Below are 16,139 nucleotides of genomic sequence, written 5' to 3'. Positions count from 1 at the left end.
TCGCTGCGGCCGGCGTCAGCCGACGGAGCCTTCCATCTGCAGCTCGATCAGCCGGTTGAGCTCCAGCGCGTACTCCATCGGGAGCTCGCGGGCGATCGGCTCCACGAAGCCGCGGACGATCATCGCCATGGCCTCGTTCTCCGACATGCCGCGGCTCATCAGGTAGAAGAGCTGGTCCTCGCTGACCTTGGAGACGGTCGCCTCGTGGCCCATGGACACGTCGTCCTCGCGGACGTCCACGTACGGGTAGGTGTCCGAGCGGGAGATCGTGTCCACCAGCAGGGCGTCGCAGAGGACGTTGGACTTCGAGCCCTCGGCGCCCTCGCCGATCTCGATCAGGCCGCGGTAGGAGGTGCGGCCGCCGCCGCGCGCCACCGACTTGGAGACGATGGACGAGGAGGTGTGCGGGGCCATGTGGACCATCTTGGCGCCGGCGTCCTGGTGCTGGCCCTCGCCCGCGAAGGCGATGGACAGGGTCTCGCCCTTGGCGTGCTCGCCCATGAGGTAGACGGCCGGGTACTTCATGGTCACCTTGGAGCCGATGTTGCCGTCGACCCACTCCATGGTGGCGCCCTCGTAGGCGACGGCGCGCTTGGTGACCAGGTTGTAGACGTTGTTCGACCAGTTCTGGATGGTCGTGTAGCGGCAGCGGGCGCCCTTCTTGACGATGATCTCGACGACCGCGGAGTGCAGCGAGTCCGACTTGTAGATCGGCGCGGTGCAGCCCTCGACGTAGTGGACGTAGGCGTCCTCGTCGACGATGATCAGCGTCCGCTCGAACTGGCCCATGTTCTCGGTGTTGATCCGGAAGTAGGCCTGGAGCGGGATCTCCACGTGCACGCCCTTCGGCACGTAGATGAAGGAGCCGCCGGACCACACGGCGGTGTTCAGCGCGGCGAACTTGTTGTCGCCGGCCGGGATCACCGTGCCGAAGTACTCCTGGAAGAGCTCCGGGTGCTCCTTGAGCGCGGTGTCGGTGTCCAGGAAGATGACGCCCTGCTGCTCCAGGTCCTCGCGGATCTGGTGGTAGACGACCTCGGACTCGTACTGGGCGGCGACGCCGGCGACCAGGCGCTGCTTCTCCGCCTCCGGGATGCCGAGCTTGTCGTAGGTGTTCTTGATGTCCTCGGGCAGCTCGTCCCAGGACGCGGCCTGCTTCTCGGTGGACCGCACGAAGTACTTGATGTTGTCGAAGTCGATCCCCGACAGGTCCGAGCCCCAGGTCGGCATCGGCTTCTTGTCGAACAGCCGCAGGCCCTTGAGCCGCAGCTTGAGCATCCACTCCGGCTCGGACTTCTTCGCGGAGATGTCGCGGACGACCTCCTCGCTCAGGCCCCGCTTCGCGGCGGCGCCGGCGGCGTCGGGGTCGGCCCAGCCGTACTCGTAGTTGCCCAGACCCTCGAGCTCCGGGTGAGCGGTCGTGGTCATACGGGGTTCCTCCCGGAGACAGTCTCTGTCGTCGTGGTTCGGCGTTCGGTTCCGGTGGCGGCACCGGCCGCCGGCACATGGGTGGTGCAGACCCCGTCGCCGTGGGCGATGGTGGCCAGGCGCTGCACATGGGTGCCCAGCAGACGGGAGAAGACCTCGGTCTCCGCGTCGCACAGCTGGGGGAACTGCTCGGCGATGTGCGCCACCGGGCAGTGGTGCTGGCACAGCTGCGCGCCGGCGGCGGCCTTCGGGGCGGCGGGCATGCGCCGCACCGTGGCAGCGTACCCGTCGGCGCTGAGGGCACGCGCGAGCGCCTCGGTGCGCTCCTCGGGGCCGGTCCCGTCCAGGGCCGCGCCGTAGCGTTCGGCGTCGCGGCCGAGCCGGGCGCGGGCGAAGGCGGCGACCGCCTCGGCGCCGGCCGCGCCGCCGCCCGCGGACTCCGCGATCCACCGCAGGGCGTCCGCGGCGAGCTTGTCGTAGGCCTGGTAGAAGACGTCGCGCCCGCAGTCGGTGAGCGCGAAGACCTTCGCGGGGCGGCCGCGTCCGCGGTGGCCGTGGACCCGCTGCTCGCGGGACTCGACCAGGCCGGCGGCGGCGAGCGCGTCGAGGTGGCGGCGGACGGCGGCGGCCGTGAGGCCGAGGCGGTCCGCCAGGTCGGCGGCGGTGGAGGGGCCGTGGTCGAGGATGGAGCGGGCGACCCGGTCGCGGGTGGCCTGGTGGCCGCCCGGGGCGGCGGCCTCGCCGCCGGGCGCGGGCACCGCTGCGGGGGCGGCCGGCTGGGCCGCCTCCTGCTCCGGGTGCTCGCGCATGTTTTTCACAACACCATTGTTGCGTAATTCCTTCCGCGGCGACAAGCCGCCCCGCCCCCGCGCACCGGTGGACTCCGTCACGCAGGTAAGCCTCACCTGGCCTGCGGCGACGTCCCGGGCCGCCCTCCCGCCCGGGACGCCGTCCGGCCCGGCGGGAGGTTCCCCGGCGGCCGGCGCCCCGGCGGGGGCGGCGGCCGGGCGGCGGCCGCGGGGTCCATAGACTCGACGGCATGGAAGCAGAACCCGCGGTCCGGGTGTCCGGTCTGGTCAAGCGGTACGGGTCGAAGACCGCCGTGGACGGGCTGGACCTGTCCGTCGGCCGGAACACCGTCACCGCCGTCCTCGGCCCCAACGGCGCCGGGAAGACCACAACCGTCGAGACCTGCGAGGGCTACCGCCGGCCCGACGCGGGCACGGTCCGCGTCCTCGGGATGGACCCGGTGGCCGACGCCGCCCGGCTGCGGCCCCGCGTCGGCGTGATGCTCCAGTCGGGCGGCGTGTACCCCGGCGCGCGCGCCGTGGAGATGCTGCGGCACACCGCAAGGCTGCACGCGCACCCCCTCGACGTGGACGCCCTGGTCGAGCGCCTCGGCCTCGGCTCCTGCGGCCGCACCGCGTACCGGCGGCTCTCCGGCGGCCAGCAGCAGCGCCTCGCGCTCGCCATGGCCGTGGTGGGCCGCCCCGAGCTGGTCTTCCTCGACGAGCCGACCGCCGGCCTGGACCCGCAGGCCCGGCACGCCACCTGGGACCTGGTGCGCGACCTGCGGTCCGACGGCGTCACCGTCGTCCTCACCACCCACGCCATGGACGAGGCCGAGGAACTGGCCGACGACGTGGCGATCGTGGACCGGGGGAAGGTCATCGCCCAGGGCAGCCCCGAGGAGCTGCGCCGGGCGGGCGACGGGCGCCCCGAGCAGGAGGCGCTGCGCTTCCGCGGCCGCGCCGGCCTGGACCTCGGCGCCCTGCTGAAGGCGCTGCCCGACGGCACCGCCGCCGCCGAGCTCACCCCCGGCAGCTACCGGGTGCAGGGCCCCCTGGACCCGCAGCTGCTGGCCACCGTCGCCGCCTGGTGCGCCCAGGTCGGCGTCATGCCCGACCGCCTCACCGTGGAGCGGCGGACGCTCGAGGACGTCTTCCTCGACCTGACCGGACGGGACCTGCGCTCGTGACCACCACCGCCCCGGGCACGTACACGCCCGCCCCCGGAGCCGCCCCGGTCGGCCGGATGCTGCTGGCCCAGACCGCGCTGGAGACGCGGATGCTGCTGCGCAACGGCGAGCAGCTGCTGCTGACCGCGGTCATCCCCACCGTCCTGCTGGTGCTCTTCAGCGCCGTGGACGTGGTGGACACCACCGGTCCGGGCCGGCGGGTGGACTTCCTCGCGCCGGGCCTGCTGGCGCTGGCCGTGATGTCCACCGCCTTCACCGGGCAGGCCATCGCCACCGGCTTCGAGCGCCGGTACGGGGTGCTCAAGCGGCTGGGCGCCTCCCCGCTGCCGCGCTGGGCGCTGCTGACCGCCAAGACCGGCTGCGTGCTGGTCACCGAGGTGCTGCAGGTGGCGCTGCTGTCGGTGGTCGCCCTGGCGCTGGGCTGGTCGCCGCACGGGAACCCGTTCGCGGTGGCGGCCCTGCTGGTGCTGGGCACCGCGGCCTTCTCGGGCCTGGGCCTGCTGATGGCGGGCACCCTGCGGGCCGAGGCGACGCTGGCGGCGGCCAACCTGGTCTTCGTCCTGCTGCTGCTGGCCGGCGGCGTGGTGGTGCCGCTGGAGAAGTTCCCGTCCGCCGTGCGCGGCGTGCTGGAGCTGCTGCCGATCAGCGCGCTCTCCGACGGCCTGCGGGCGGTGCTCCAGCACGGCGCGGCCCTGCCGGCCGGCGACCTGGCGGTGCTCGCGGTCTGGGCGGTGCTGGGGCTCGGGGCGGCGGCCCGCTTCTTCCGCTGGGAGTAGGCGCTCGGGGCGGGGGCCCGTCCAAGATCGGCCCCGGGGCCGACCTACGATGGGACGGTGCGTACCCCCTTGTCCTACCTCGCCGAGCGGCTGACGCCCACGGCGAGGGTCGTGCGAGCGGCCTGCCTCTCGGCGCTGGTGATGAGCGTGGTCATCGTGGTGACCGGCGCCGCCGTGCGGCTCACCTCCTCCGGCCTGGGCTGCCCCACGTGGCCCCGCTGCACCGCTGAGACCCTGGCGCCCACACAGGCGATGGGCGTCCACGGGGTGATCGAGTTCGCCAACCGGCTGCTCACCTACGTGCTGTGCGCGGCCGTGGGCGCCGCGATCGTCGCGGCGCGCTGCGCGAAGCCGTGGCGGCGCCGGCTGACCCGGCTGGGCTGGGCCCAGTTCGGGATCGTGCTGAGCAACGCCGTGATCGGCGGGGTGACCGTCCTCACCGGCCTGAACCCGTACTCGGTGGCGGTGCACCTGGTCGCGTCGATGGCGCTGATCTGGGTCGCGCTGCTCATGTGGGAGCGGTCGCGGGAGGGCGACGGGGAGCCCGAGCCGGCCGTCTCCCGGCCGCTGGTGCAGCTGTCGTACGTGCTGGTCGCGGCGACCACCTGCCTGGTGCTGGCGGGCACCGTCGTCACCGGCGCGGGCAAGCACTCCGGCGACTCCAGCGACGTGCCGCGGATCCCGCTGGACTACGACCGGGTGACGCAGTTCCACGCCGACTTCGCGTTCGTCACGATGGGCCTGTCGCTGGCGATGCTCTTCGCGCTGCGGGCCGTCAAGGCCCCGGCGCCGGCCCGGGCGCGCGCCCGGGACCTGCTGGTGGTGCTGCTGGCGCAGGGCGCGGTGGGCTTCGTGCAGTTCTTCACCGGGTCCCCGGAGGTCCTGGTCGGCGCGCACCTGCTGGGCTCGACGCTGGTGTGGATCGCGGCGCTGCGGATCCCGCTCGCGCTGCGGGTGCGGCCGGAGCTCCCGGCGGACGGCGGGCGGCCCGGCGGCGCGACCCCCGCGGTCCGGGGCGGCGGCGCGGACGACTCCTCGGGACTGGTGGCCGCCGGCTGAGCCGGACGGGGCATTCGCGACGGGGCAACCGCGACGGGGCGGCCCCGGCAGGTGTGGCACCTGCCGGGGCCGCCCCGTCGTCGTCCCCGTCCCGTCGCCGTCCCCGCCCCGTCGCCGTCCCGTCGTCCGAGGGGGTGCGGCCGCGGGCCGTCAGGCCCGGCCGCCGCCGAGCTGGAGGCCGGCCATCCGGGACCACTCGTAGGAGGAGGTCCGCACCCGGGCGGCCAGCTCGCCGTCGAAGGCGTCGTGCAGGGTGATCCCGGCCAGCTCGGCGGCCTGCTTCGCGACCTCGTAGCGGGGGGCGACCTGGTCGCCCCAGGCCCCGTCGGCGCCCACGAGCACGATGCGGGTGGCGTTGCGGCCGACGTACTCCACGACGCCGTCGGCGCTCCCGCCGTGGCGGCCGGCGAAGGAGGCGATGTTCTTGGCGATGCGCCGGGCGCGGCGCTGGTCGCGGGAGGCGGCGCGGGCCGCGGTGGTCTCTTCGCTGCTCATGTCCGCATGCTACCCACCGGTAGCCCCGGGGGCGACGGGTGGACCGTGTGCGGCGGCGCACAGGACGGCGCGCGACCGGCGGCCGCACGCCCCCGCGTGCCGCGGGCATCGGAGCGCCGCACGCCCCGGGACGCACGCCCGGCCCGGGTGCGGCGCGCCCCGGCCGCGCCCCGGACGCGCCGCGGCCCCGCCGCCCGTCGGAGGGGCTGCGGGGCCGTTGAACGGAGCGCGGGGCCGGCGCGTTGTGCGGGCGCGGGCGTCAGCGGAGGAAGGGGTCCACCGCGACGGCGACGAAGAGCAGCGTCAGGTAGGTGATGGACCAGTGGAAGAGGCGCATCTCCTTCAGCGCCGCGCCCACCGCGCCCGCCTTCGCCCTGCGGTACAGGCCGTGTGCCTCCTTGAGCCAGAAGGCGCCGAGGAGCAGGGCGGCCGCCGGGTAGAGCCAGCCGGTGTGCCCGAGCGGCCACAGGGCCATCGAGACGGCGACCATCACCCAGGAGTAGACGACGATCTGCCGGGCCACGACGGTGTTGGAGGCCACGACCGGCAGCATCGGCACGCCGACGTTGGCGTAGTCCTCGCGGACCTTCATGGAGAGCGGCCAGTAGTGCGGCGGGGTCCAGAAGAAGATGACGAGGAAGAGCACGACGGCGGCCCAGGAGAGGCTGCCCGTCACCGCCGCCCAGCCGATGAAGACCGGCATGCAGCCGGCGATGCCGCCCCAGACGATGTTCTGCGAGGTGCGGCGCTTCAGGCCCAGCGTGTAGGCGAAGACGTAGAAGAGCAGGGCGCCGAGGGCCAGCGCCGAGGAGAGCCAGTTGACGAAGAGGCCCAGCCAGAGCGTGGACACCGCCGCGAGGGTGATGCCGAAGACCAGGGCCTCGCGCGGCGAGACCATCCCGGTCACCAGCGGCCGCTGCTCGGTGCGGCGCATCCGGGCGTCGATGTCCCGGTCGATGTACATGTTCAGCGTGTTGGCGCCGCCCGCGGAGAGGAAGCCTCCGACGACGACGTTCACCACCAGCAGCAGGTCGGGCACGCCGCGCTGGGCGAGGAACATCACCGGGACCGTGGAGATCAGCAGCAGTTCGATGATGCGTGGCTTGGTCAGCGCGACAAAGGCCCCGACACGGGCCCCGAACGGCCGGTGCCCGGGGGTCGCCCCGACGACCCCGGCCGGGCGGGATTCGACGGCGGTCACGGACACCCCTGGTCTATGGAACTTCGCCGGCGCGGGACCAACCCGGACGCCGTGCGCGTACCACGCCACTTTAGACGCTGTGCGGTCGCCGCCCGCGCCGGGGGTCCCCGTGTCAGCCGTCCCCGGGCGCCCCCGGGCGTCCGCGGCACCGCCCCGCCGCCGCGCCGCCGTCCCCCGTTCGCCGGGCGGGCGCGTCGTATCCGGGAGAGGGTGGGAGAACGGGGGGAAGGTGGGAATGCGAGAGCCCCGTCCGGGGTTGCCGGAGCCCGGGGGGCGGGCAGGAGCCCGAACGGTAGGCTCGCACGTAGAAGCGGGATGAGCCCTCCGTGACACAGACCGCCGAGATGTCAGGACCGCAGCGTCGCGGCCGGCCGGCGAGGTCCGCATCACGGGGTCGAGTGAACGACGGAAGGAGCCCTGAACCAGGGTGAGCACCAAGCCGACTAACGCTTTCGAGTGGACCGATCTGGACAGGCGCGCGGTGGACACGGCCCGTGTCCTCGCCATGGACGCGGTGCAGAAGGTCGGCAACGGCCACCCGGGCACGGCGATGAGCCTGGCCCCGGCGGCCTACCTGATCTTCCAGCGCTTCCTGCGCCACGACCCGACCGACCCGGCGTGGACCGGCCGCGACCGCTTCGTCCTCTCCCCCGGCCACACGAGCCTGACGCTGTACACGCAGCTGTACATGTCGGGCTACGGACTGACGCTGGAGGACCTCAAGTCCTTCCGCAAGTGGGGCAGCAAGACCCCCGGCCACCCCGAGCACGGCCACACCGCGGGCGTGGAGACCACGACCGGTCCGCTGGGCCAGGGCATCGCCAACGCGGTGGGCATGGCGATGGCCGCCCGCTTCGAGCGCGGCCTGTTCGACCCGCAGGCCGCGGCCGGCGAGTCCCCCTTCGACCACACCGTCTGGGCGATCGTCTCCGACGGCGACCTGGAGGAGGGCGTCTCCGCCGAGGCGTCCTCGCTGGCCGGCCACCAGAGGCTGGGCAACCTGGTCGCGCTCTACGACGACAACCACATCTCGATCGAGGGCGACACCGAGACCGCCTTCTCCGAGGACGTCCTCAAGCGGTACGAGGCCTACGGCTGGCACGTGCAGCGGGTGGCGCCCAAGGAGGACGGCGACATCGACGTCGAGGCGCTGCACGCGGCGCTGGCGGCGGCGAAGGCCGAGACCGGCCGCCCGTCGATGATCGCGATGCGGACGATCATCGCCTGGCCGGCGCCCAACGCGCAGAACACCGGCAAGGCGCACGGCTCGGCGCTGGGCGCCGACGAGGTCGCCGCCACCAAGCGGGTGCTGGGCTTCGACCCGTCCAAGGACTTCGAGGTCACCGACGAGGTGCTGGCCCACGTCCGCAGGGTCGCCGACCGCGGCCGCGAGGCGCACGCCGCGTGGGAGAAGCGCTTCTCCGCCTGGCGCGAGGCCAACCCGGAGCGGGCGGCGGAGTTCGACCGCATCACGGCCGGCAGGCTGCCCGAGGGCTGGGAGAAGGCGGTCCCGTCCTTCCCCGCCAGCGAGAAGGGCGTCGCCACCCGCAAGGCCTCCGGCGAGGTGCTGCAGGCGCTCGGCCCGGTCATTCCGGAGCTGTGGGGCGGCTCGGCCGACCTGGCGGAGTCCAACCTCACCACCATCGACGAGGGCTCGTCCTTCCTGCCCGCGGGCAACCCGCTGCCGGGTGCCGACCCGTACGGCCGCACGGTGCACTTCGGCATCCGCGAGCACGCCATGGGCTCGACGATGAACGGCATCGCGCTGCACGGCAACACCCGCGTCTTCGGCGGCACCTTCCTGGTGTTCTCCGACTACATGCGGCCCGCCGTGCGCCTCGCGGCGCTGATGAAGCTGCCGGTCACCTACGTGTGGACGCACGACTCCATCGGCCTGGGCGAGGACGGCCCGACCCACCAGCCGATCGAGCACCTGGCCGCGCTGCGCGCCATCCCCGGCCTCTCGGTGGTCCGCCCCGGCGACGCCAACGAGACCGCGGTGGTGTGGCGGACCGTCCTGGAGCGCCACGCCTCGAAGCCCGGCCCGACCGGCCTGGCCCTGACCCGGCAGAACGTGCCGACCTTCGACCGGGAGAGCGGCGAGTTCGCCTCCGCCGAGGGCGCCGCGAAGGGCGGGTACGTCCTCCAGGAGGCCTCCGCCGGCCGCCCGCAGGTGATCCTGATCGGCACCGGCTCCGAGCTGCAGACGGCCGTCCGGGCCCGCGCCGTGCTGGAGGCCGACGGCATCCCCACCCGCGTGGTGTCGATGCCGTCGATCGAGTGGTTCAACGAGCAGGACGAGTCGTACCGCGACTCCGTGCTGCTGCCCGACGTGAGGGCCCGGGTCTCGGTGGAGGCCGGCATCGCGCAGGGCTGGCGGGAGATCGTGGGCGACAGCGGCCGCATCGTCTCGCTGGAGCACTACGGCGCCTCCGCCGACTACCAGATCCTGTTCGAGCAGTTCGGCATGACGGCCGAGGCCGTGGTCGCCGCAGCGCACGACTCGATCACCGCGGCGACCCGCTGAACCCGCGGGGGCGCGGGCCGCGTACCGACCGCACTCGGGACGCGCGGCCCCGCCCCCCGGCCCCGGCGGGACCACCCTCCGCCGGGGCCGCCGCCGACGAAGACCGACGAAGACGAAGAGGAAGAAGAAGCAGACCATGACGGACGCACTCAAGCGCCTCAGCGACGAAGGCGTGGCCATCTGGCTGGACGACCTCAGCCGCACCCGGCTGAGGACGGGCAACCTGGCCGAGCTGGTGCGCGACAAGCACGTGGTGGGCGTCACCACCAACCCGACGATCTTCCAGAAGGCCATCGGCGGCAAGGACGACTCCTACGACGAGCAGCTCCGCGACCTCGCGGTGCGCGGCGTCACCACGGAGGAGGCCGTCCGCATGATCACGACGGCGGACGTCCGCGAGGCCGCCGACGTGCTGCGCCCGGTGTACGACGCCAGCAACGGCCGCGACGGCCGCGTCTCCATCGAGGTGGACCCGCGCCTGGCGCACCGCGCCGACGCCACCCTGGCCGAGGCCCGCCAGCTGTGGTGGCTGGTGGACCGCCCCAACGTCTTCATCAAGATCCCCGCCACCAGGGCCGGCCTGCCCGCCATCACGGAGACCCTGGGCCAGGGGATCAGCGTCAACGTCACGCTGATCTTCTCCCTGGAGCGCTACCGGGCCGTCATGGACGCCTTCCTCGCCGGCCTGGAGAAGGCGAAGGCGAACGGCCACGACCTCTCCACCATCGAGTCGGTGGCGTCGTTCTTCGTCTCCCGCGTCGACACCGAGATCGACAAGCGGCTGGACAAGATCGGCGGCGAGGCGAAGCAGCTGCGCTCCAAGGCCGCGATCGCCAACGCCCGCCTCGCCTACCAGGCGTACGAGGAGGTGTTCGGCTCCGAGCGCTGGAAGGCCCTGGAGGCCGCCGGCGCCAAGCCGCAGCGCCCGCTGTGGGCGTCCACCGGCGTGAAGGACCCGGCGCTGCCGGACACCCTGTACGTCACCGAGCTGGTCGCCCCCGGCACCGTCAACACCATGCCGCAGGCCACCCTGGACGCGACCGGCGACCACGGGAAGGTCACCGGTGACACCGTCACCGGCGCCTACGCGCAGGCCAAGGCCGACATGGACGCCATCGCGGCGGCCGGCGTGGACTACGACGACGTCGTGCAGGTGCTCGAGGACGAGGGCGTCGAGAAGTTCGAGGCGTCCTGGAACGAGCTCCTGGACACCATCACCGCCGCGCTCGAGGACTTCGCGAAGAAGTCCGGCAAGTGACCCCGGTCCCCACAGCCGTCTGACGAAACGGGGCAACCCCAAGTGAGCAAGTCAGATTCAGCCGGGCTCCCGCAGCGCAACCCGCTGCGGGACCCCGCGGACCGGCGGCTCCCCCGCATCGCGGGCCCGTCCGGTCTGGTCATCTTCGGCGTCACCGGCGACCTGTCGCGCAAGAAGCTCATGCCCGCGGTCTACGACCTGGCGAACCGGGGGCTGCTGCCCCCGGGCTTCTCCCTGGTCGGCTTCGCCCGCCGCGACTGGGCGGACGAGGACTTCGCGCAGGTCGTCCACGACGCCGTGAAGGAGCACGCCCGCACCCCCTTCCGCGAGGAGGTCTGGCAGCAGCTGGCCAAGGGCATGCGGTTCGTGCCCGGCGAGTTCGACGACGACGAGGCGTTCGACACGCTGCGCTCCACCATCGAGGACCTGGACAAGGCGCAGGGCACGGGCGGCAACTTCGCCTTCTACCTGTCCGTGCCGCCGAAGTTCTTCCCCAAGGTCGTCGAGCAGCTCAAGAAGCACGGGCTGGCCGACCCGCCGGAGGGCTCCTGGCGCCGCGCGGTCATCGAGAAGCCGTTCGGCCACGACCTCGCCTCCGCCCAGGAGCTGAACAAGGTCGTCCACGAGGTCTTCCCGCCGCACGAGGTCTTCCGGATCGACCACTACCTGGGCAAGGAGACGGTCCAGAACATCCTGGCGCTGCGCTTCGCCAACACGATGTTCGAGCCGATCTGGAACCGGTCGTACGTCGACCACGTGCAGATCACCATGGCGGAGGACATCGGCATCGGCGGCCGCGCCGGGTACTACGACGGCATCGGCTCCGCCCGCGACGTCATCCAGAACCACCTGCTGCAGCTGCTCGCCCTCACCGCCATCGAGGAGCCGGCCTCCTTCGAGGCCGACGCCCTGGTGGCGGAGAAGATCAAGGTCCTGGGCGCGGTCAGGCTCCCCGAGGACCTGGGCAAGCACACCGTGCGCGGCCAGTACACGCACGGCTGGCAGGGCGGCGAGGAGGTGATCGGGTACCTGGAGGAGGACGGCATCGACCCCTCGTCCAAGACCGACACCTACGCCGCGGTCAAGCTGGAGGTCAACACCCGGCGCTGGGCCGGGGTCCCCTTCTACCTGCGGACCGGCAAGCGGCTGGGCCGCCGCGTCACCGAGATCGCGGTGGTCTTCCAACGCGCCCCCTACCTGCCGTTCGACTCCTACGCCACGGAGGAGCTGGGCGAGAACGCCCTGGTCATCCGGGTGCAGCCGGACGAGGGCGTCACGGTGCGGTTCGGCTCCAAGGTGCCGGGCACCGCGATGGAGGTCCGCGACGTCACCATGGACTTCGCCTACGGCGAGTCCTTCACCGAGTCCAGCCCCGAGGCGTACGAGCGGCTGATCCTGGACGTGCTGCTCGGCGACGCCAACCTCTTCCCCCGCCACCAGGAGGTCGAGCTCTCCTGGAAGATCCTCGACCCGATCGAGGAGTACTGGGAGAAGCACGGCAGGCCGGCCGAGTACGCGGCCGGCACCTGGGGGCCGGCCGAGGCGGACCAGATGCTCGCACGAGACGGCAGGAGCTGGCGCCGGCCATGAAGACCGACCTGACGGACACCACGTCCAGCAAGATCAACAGCGCCCTGACGGAGGCCCGCCGCTCCATCGGCACCGCCGCCATCGGCATGGTCCTCACCCTCGTCGTCGTCACCGACGAGGGCAGCGCCTACGACGCCCTCAAGGCGGCCGGCGACGCCTCCCGCGAGCACCCCTCCCGGATCCTCGCGGTCATCAAGCGCCCCGGCCGCTCGCCGCGGGCCCGCGCCGAGACCCGGCTCGACGCCGAGATCCGGGTCGGCTCCGACGCGGGCACCGGCGAGACCGTCCTGCTGCGCCTCCACGGCGAGCTGGCCAACCACGCCCAGTCCGTCGTGCTGCCGCTGCTGCTGCCGGACGCCCCCGTGGTGGTCTGGTGGCCGGAGAACTCCCCGGAGAACCCGGCGGCCGACCCGCTGGGCGCGCTCGCCCAGCGGCGGATCACCGACGCCCTCACCGCGGAGTCCCCGGTGGAGGCCCTCGACGTGCGGGCCGCCCACTACGCCCCCGGCGACACCGACCTGGCCTGGACCCGCATCACGCCCTGGCGCAGCATGCTCGCGGCCGCCATGGACCAGCGGCGGGCCTGGGTCACCTCGGCCGTCGTCGAGGGCGAGTCCTACAACCCGAGCGTCGAGCTGCTCGGGATGTGGCTCGCCAGCCGGCTGAAGATCCCGGTGGAGCGGGTGGTCAGCAACGGCCCCGGCCTCACCGCGGTGCGGCTGCGCACCGACGGCGGCGACGTGGTCCTCGACCGCGGCGACGGCCTGATGGCGACGCTCTCCATGCCCGACCAGCCGAACCGCCAGGTGGCGCTCAAGCGGCGGGAGACCGCCGAGCTGATCGCCGAGGAGCTGCGCCGGCTCGACCCGGACGACATCTACGCCTCCGCGGTCCGCACCGGCGTGGCGACGCTGCTGGCGCCCGGCGAGAGCGAGCGGGCCGCCGGGGGGAAGGACGGGTCCTCCGGGGACGCCTCCGAGGGCAAGGAGAAGGCGGCGAAGCCGAAGGCGGCCACCACCGTCGCCAAGGCCGCGTCCCGCTCCCGGGTGACGGCGAAGGTCTCCACCCCGGCCAGGAGGACGGCCTCCGCGAAGCGCACCACGCGCTCGGACAGGCCGGACGGCTCCGGCTCCGGCTCCGGGAAGCAGGGCGGGTCGTGACCCTCCCGCCGCAGCTCGTGGTGCACCGCGACAAGGAGCTGATGGCCGAGGCCGCCGCGGCCCGGCTGATCACCCGGATCGTGGACGTGCAGGCCGCCCGCGGCACCGCCTCGGTGGTGCTGACGGGCGGCCGGAACGGCAACGCCCTGCTCGCCGCGATCGCCGCCTCCCCGGCGCGCGACGCGGTGGACTGGTCGCGGCTGGACCTGTGGTGGGGCGACGAGCGGTTCCTGCCCGAGGGCGACCCGGAGCGCAACGTCGTCCAGGCCCGGGAGGCGCTGCTGGACCGGGTGCCGCTGGACCCGGAGCGGGTGCACGCCATGCCCGCCTCCGACGGCCAGGCCGGGGACGACGTCGAGGCCGCCGCGGAGCAGTACGCCGCGGACCTCGCGAAGGCCGCCGGACCGGAGGACCACGCCGGGGTGCCGTCGTTCGACGTGCTGCTGCTGGGGATGGGGCCGGACACCCACGTGGCGTCGCTCTTCCCCGAGCACCCCGGGGTGCGGGAGACCGGCCGGACGGTGGTGGGCGTGCACGGCTCGCCCAAGCCGCCGCCGACCCGGGTCTCGCTCACCCTGCCCGCGATCCGCGCCGCGCACGAGGTGTGGGTGCTGGCCGCGGGCGAGGACAAGGCCGACGCGGTGGCGCTGGCCCTGTCCGGCCCGGGCGAGGTGCAGGCCCCGGCCTCCGGCGCGTACGGGACGAACCGCACCCTGTGGCTGCTGGACCGCGCCGCGGCCTCGGCCATCCCGGCGGACCTCTACCCGCCGGCCTGAGGGACGCCCCCTCGGGGACCGCACGGGGAACGGCCCCGGACCGCGCCGCGAGGCGGGGTCCGGGGCCGTCCGTCCTCCCGGGGGCTCTCCCGGCGGTTGCCTCCCGGGGGTTCCCTCCCGGGGCTCTCCCGCCGGTGTGCCACCGCCCCTCCCGAGGAGGGGCGGTGGCGGTCCGTCAGCGGCCGCGCAGGGACCGGTAGCGGGCGACGAGGGCCGCGGTGGAGGCGTCCAGGCCGGGCACCTCGGCGCCCTCGGTCAGGGCGGGCTCGACGCGCTTGGCGAGCACCTTGCCCAGCTCCACGCCCCACTGGTCGAAGGAGTCGATGCCCCAGACCGCGCCCTGGACGAACACCTTGTGCTCGTAGAGCGCGACCAGCTGGCCCAGCACCGACGGGCTGAGCTCCGCGGCCAGGACCGTGGTCGAGGGGTGGTTGCCGCGGAAGGTGCGGTGCGGGACCTGCTCGGCGGGCACGCCCTCGGCGGCGACCTCCTCCGCGGTCCTCCCGAACGCCAGGGCCTGGCCCTGGGCGAAGAGGTTGGCCATCAGCAGGTCGTGCTGGCCGCCCAGGGAGCCGAGCTCGGCGACGGGGCGGGCGAAGCCGACGAAGTCCACCGGAATCATTTTGGTGCCCTGGTGGAGCAGCTGGTAGTACGCGTGCTGGCCGTTGGTGCCGGGCGTGCCCCAGACCACCGGGCCGGTCTGCCACGCCACCGGCTCGCCGTCGCGGTCCACCGACTTGCCGTTGGACTCCATGTCCAGCTGCTGGAGGTAGGCGGTGAAGCGGGAGAGGTAGTGGCTGTACGGCAGCACGGCGTGCGACTGCGCGTCGAAGAACTGCCCGTACCAGACGCCGAGCAGGCCCATGAGCAGCGGGGCGTTGGCCTCGGGCGGCGCGGTGCGGAAGTGCTCGTCGACCAGGTGGAAGCCGTCGAGCATCTCGCGGAAGCGCTCCGGGCCGATCGCGATCATCAGCGAGAGGCCGATGGCGGAGTCGTAGGAGTAGCGGCCGCCCACCCAGTCCCAGAACCCGAACATGTTGGTGGTGTCGATGCCGAACCTCGCCACCTCGTCGGCGTTGGTGGAGACCGCCACGAAGTGCATGGCCACCGCGCTGCCGTCGCCGCCGAGGCCGTCCAGCAGCCACTGCCGGGCGGCGGTGGCGTTGGTGATGGTCTCGATGGTGGTGAAGGTCTTGGAGGAGACGATGAAGAGGGTCTCCTCCGGGTCGAGGTCGCGGACCGCCTCGTGGAGGTCGGCGCCGTCCACGTTCGAGACGAAGCGGAACGTCAGGGAGCGGTCGGTGAAGGGGCGCAGCACCTCGTAGGCCATGGCCGGGCCGAGGTCGGAGCCCCCGATGCCGATGTTGACGACGTTCCTGATGCGCCGTCCGGTGTGGCCGACCCACATGCCGCCGCGCACGGCGTCGGCGAAGGAGGACATCCGGTCCAGCACCTCGTGGACGGCGGGGACGACGTTCTCGCCGTCGACCTCCACCACGGCGTCGCGCGGGGCGCGCAGCGCGGTGTGGAGCACGGCGCGGTCCTCGGTGGTGTTGATGCGCTCGCCGCGGAACATCGCGTCCCGCAGCTCCGCGACCCCGCGGGCCCGGGCCAGCGCGCGCAGCAGCTCCAGGGTCTCGTCGGTCACCAGGTGCTTGGAGTAGTCCAGGTGCAGGTCGCCGACCTGCACCGTGTACCGCTCGGCGCGCCCGGGGTCGTCCGCGAAGAGGCGGCGCAGGTGTGCGTCCCCCAGCTCCTCGCGGTGCTTCGCCAGGGCGGCCCACTCGGGCGTCCGGTCGAGCCGGGTGCCGCCGTACGTGTTCTTCTCGGACATCCGTCCACTTCTCCTCGTCATCGGCTCTACCGCGCAGGGGCGGGCCGGAGCGGGGGC

At 73.4% G+C, this 16,139-nt stretch carries 13 protein-coding genes; 8 read left to right on the top strand and 5 right to left on the bottom strand.

Annotation, left to right across the window (positions count from 1 at the left end; genetic code table 11):
• Nucleotides 1-15 precede the first annotated feature (15 nt).
• Both sufB and LO771_RS12100 read right to left on the bottom strand, forming a co-directional pair.
• Entirely contained in the window at nucleotides 16-1,428 is a 1,413-nt protein-coding gene (gene sufB / locus LO771_RS12105; protein ID WP_230651209.1) for a Fe-S cluster assembly protein SufB, read from the bottom strand.
• Nucleotides 1,425-2,237, bottom strand: coding sequence for a metalloregulator ArsR/SmtB family transcription factor (locus LO771_RS12100; protein WP_230651206.1), 813 nt, complete (start codon nucleotides 2,235-2,237; stop codon nucleotides 1,425-1,427). Before LO771_RS12100 ends, sufB begins: the two co-directional genes overlap by 4 nt.
• A 230-nt stretch (nucleotides 2,238-2,467) precedes the next feature.
• Here LO771_RS12100 and LO771_RS12095 point away from each other — a divergent pair, with 230 nt between their 5' ends.
• From LO771_RS12095 to LO771_RS12085, 3 genes are read left to right on the top strand one after another with little or no spacing between them, the layout of a single operon-like run.
• Nucleotides 2,468-3,406: an ABC transporter ATP-binding protein gene (locus tag LO771_RS12095; RefSeq protein ID WP_230651203.1), complete on the top strand. Its 939-nt coding sequence runs from the start codon at nucleotides 2,468-2,470 to the stop codon at nucleotides 3,404-3,406.
• Nucleotides 3,407-3,462: 56 nt separating this feature from the next.
• On the top strand, nucleotides 3,463-4,182 hold the full coding sequence (locus tag LO771_RS12090; protein ID WP_230651622.1) for an ABC transporter permease: 720 nt from the start codon (nucleotides 3,463-3,465) through the stop codon (nucleotides 4,180-4,182).
• Between the two features lie 57 nt (nucleotides 4,183-4,239).
• Nucleotides 4,240-5,241, top strand: coding sequence for a heme A synthase (locus tag LO771_RS12085; RefSeq protein ID WP_230651200.1), 1,002 nt, complete (start codon nucleotides 4,240-4,242; stop codon nucleotides 5,239-5,241).
• Nucleotides 5,242-5,391: 150 nt separating this feature from the next.
• Here the strand turns inward: LO771_RS12085 and LO771_RS12080 are convergent, their stop codons facing one another.
• Nucleotides 5,392-5,736 carry a hypothetical protein gene (locus tag LO771_RS12080; RefSeq protein ID WP_230651197.1) on the bottom strand — a complete coding sequence of 115 codons (345 nt, stop codon included), beginning with the start codon at nucleotides 5,734-5,736 and terminating at the stop codon, nucleotides 5,392-5,394.
• Between the two features lie 259 nt (nucleotides 5,737-5,995).
• Nucleotides 5,996-6,943, bottom strand: a complete 948-nt coding sequence (locus tag LO771_RS12075) for a heme o synthase (protein ID WP_230651195.1) — start codon at nucleotides 6,941-6,943, stop codon at nucleotides 5,996-5,998.
• Nucleotides 6,944-7,364: 421 nt separating this feature from the next.
• Here LO771_RS12075 and tkt point away from each other — a divergent pair, with 421 nt between their 5' ends.
• The 5 genes from tkt to pgl all read left to right on the top strand — a co-directional run bounded on the left by tkt (nucleotide 7,365) and on the right by pgl (nucleotide 14,248).
• Nucleotides 7,365-9,464, top strand: a complete 2,100-nt coding sequence (gene tkt / locus LO771_RS12070; RefSeq protein ID WP_230651193.1) for a transketolase — start codon at nucleotides 7,365-7,367, stop codon at nucleotides 9,462-9,464.
• 136 nt (nucleotides 9,465-9,600) lie between these two features.
• Nucleotides 9,601-10,722, top strand: coding sequence for a transaldolase (tal, locus tag LO771_RS12065; RefSeq protein ID WP_230651190.1), 1,122 nt, complete (start codon nucleotides 9,601-9,603; stop codon nucleotides 10,720-10,722).
• 42 nt (nucleotides 10,723-10,764) lie between these two features.
• Nucleotides 10,765-12,312 (top strand): glucose-6-phosphate dehydrogenase, encoded by a 1,548-nt coding sequence (gene zwf / locus LO771_RS12060; RefSeq protein WP_230651188.1) that lies wholly within the window; start codon nucleotides 10,765-10,767, stop codon nucleotides 12,310-12,312.
• The gene (gene opcA, locus LO771_RS12055; RefSeq protein WP_230651185.1) at nucleotides 12,309-13,472 is read left to right on the top strand and encodes a glucose-6-phosphate dehydrogenase assembly protein OpcA; all 1,164 of its coding nucleotides are present in this window, start codon (nucleotides 12,309-12,311) and stop codon (nucleotides 13,470-13,472) included. The genes zwf and opcA overlap by 4 nt, the downstream gene beginning before the upstream one ends.
• Nucleotides 13,469-14,248, top strand: coding sequence for a 6-phosphogluconolactonase (gene pgl / locus LO771_RS12050; RefSeq protein ID WP_230651182.1), 780 nt, complete (start codon nucleotides 13,469-13,471; stop codon nucleotides 14,246-14,248). The genes opcA and pgl overlap by 4 nt, the downstream gene beginning before the upstream one ends.
• 175 nt (nucleotides 14,249-14,423) lie before the next feature.
• On the opposite strand, the gene pgi is transcribed toward pgl, so the two are convergent.
• The gene (pgi, locus tag LO771_RS12045) at nucleotides 14,424-16,082 is read right to left on the bottom strand and encodes a glucose-6-phosphate isomerase (RefSeq protein ID WP_230651179.1); all 1,659 of its coding nucleotides are present in this window, start codon (nucleotides 16,080-16,082) and stop codon (nucleotides 14,424-14,426) included.
• Between the last annotated feature and the right edge of the window lie 57 nt (nucleotides 16,083-16,139).

Origin of the sequence: Streptacidiphilus sp. ASG 303, from assembly GCF_020991365.1 — a bacterium.
In the GTDB taxonomy this organism is placed as follows: Bacteria; Actinomycetota; Actinomycetes; order Streptomycetales; family Streptomycetaceae; genus Peterkaempfera.
The sequence above is the reverse complement of the archived record's forward strand: the minus strand, read 5'-3'. Positions and strand labels throughout refer to the sequence as shown.

Excerpts from the sequence above, each read along its gene's own strand:
- sufB (WP_230651209.1), bottom strand. The coding sequence starts at position 1,428 with ATGACCACGACCGCTCACCCGGAGCTCGAGGGTCTGGGCAACTACGAG.
- LO771_RS12100 (WP_230651206.1), bottom strand. The coding sequence starts at position 2,237 with ATGCGCGAGCACCCGGAGCAGGAGGCGGCCCAGCCGGCCGCCCCCGCA.
- LO771_RS12095 (WP_230651203.1), top strand. The coding sequence starts at position 2,468 with ATGGAAGCAGAACCCGCGGTCCGGGTGTCCGGTCTGGTCAAGCGGTAC.
- LO771_RS12090 (WP_230651622.1), top strand. The coding sequence starts at position 3,463 with ATGCTGCTGGCCCAGACCGCGCTGGAGACGCGGATGCTGCTGCGCAAC.
- LO771_RS12080 (WP_230651197.1), bottom strand. The coding sequence starts at position 5,736 with ATGAGCAGCGAAGAGACCACCGCGGCCCGCGCCGCCTCCCGCGACCAG.
- tal (WP_230651190.1), top strand. The coding sequence starts at position 9,601 with ATGACGGACGCACTCAAGCGCCTCAGCGACGAAGGCGTGGCCATCTGG.
- opcA (WP_230651185.1), top strand. The coding sequence starts at position 12,309 with ATGAAGACCGACCTGACGGACACCACGTCCAGCAAGATCAACAGCGCC.
- pgi (WP_230651179.1), bottom strand. The coding sequence starts at position 16,082 with ATGTCCGAGAAGAACACGTACGGCGGCACCCGGCTCGACCGGACGCCC.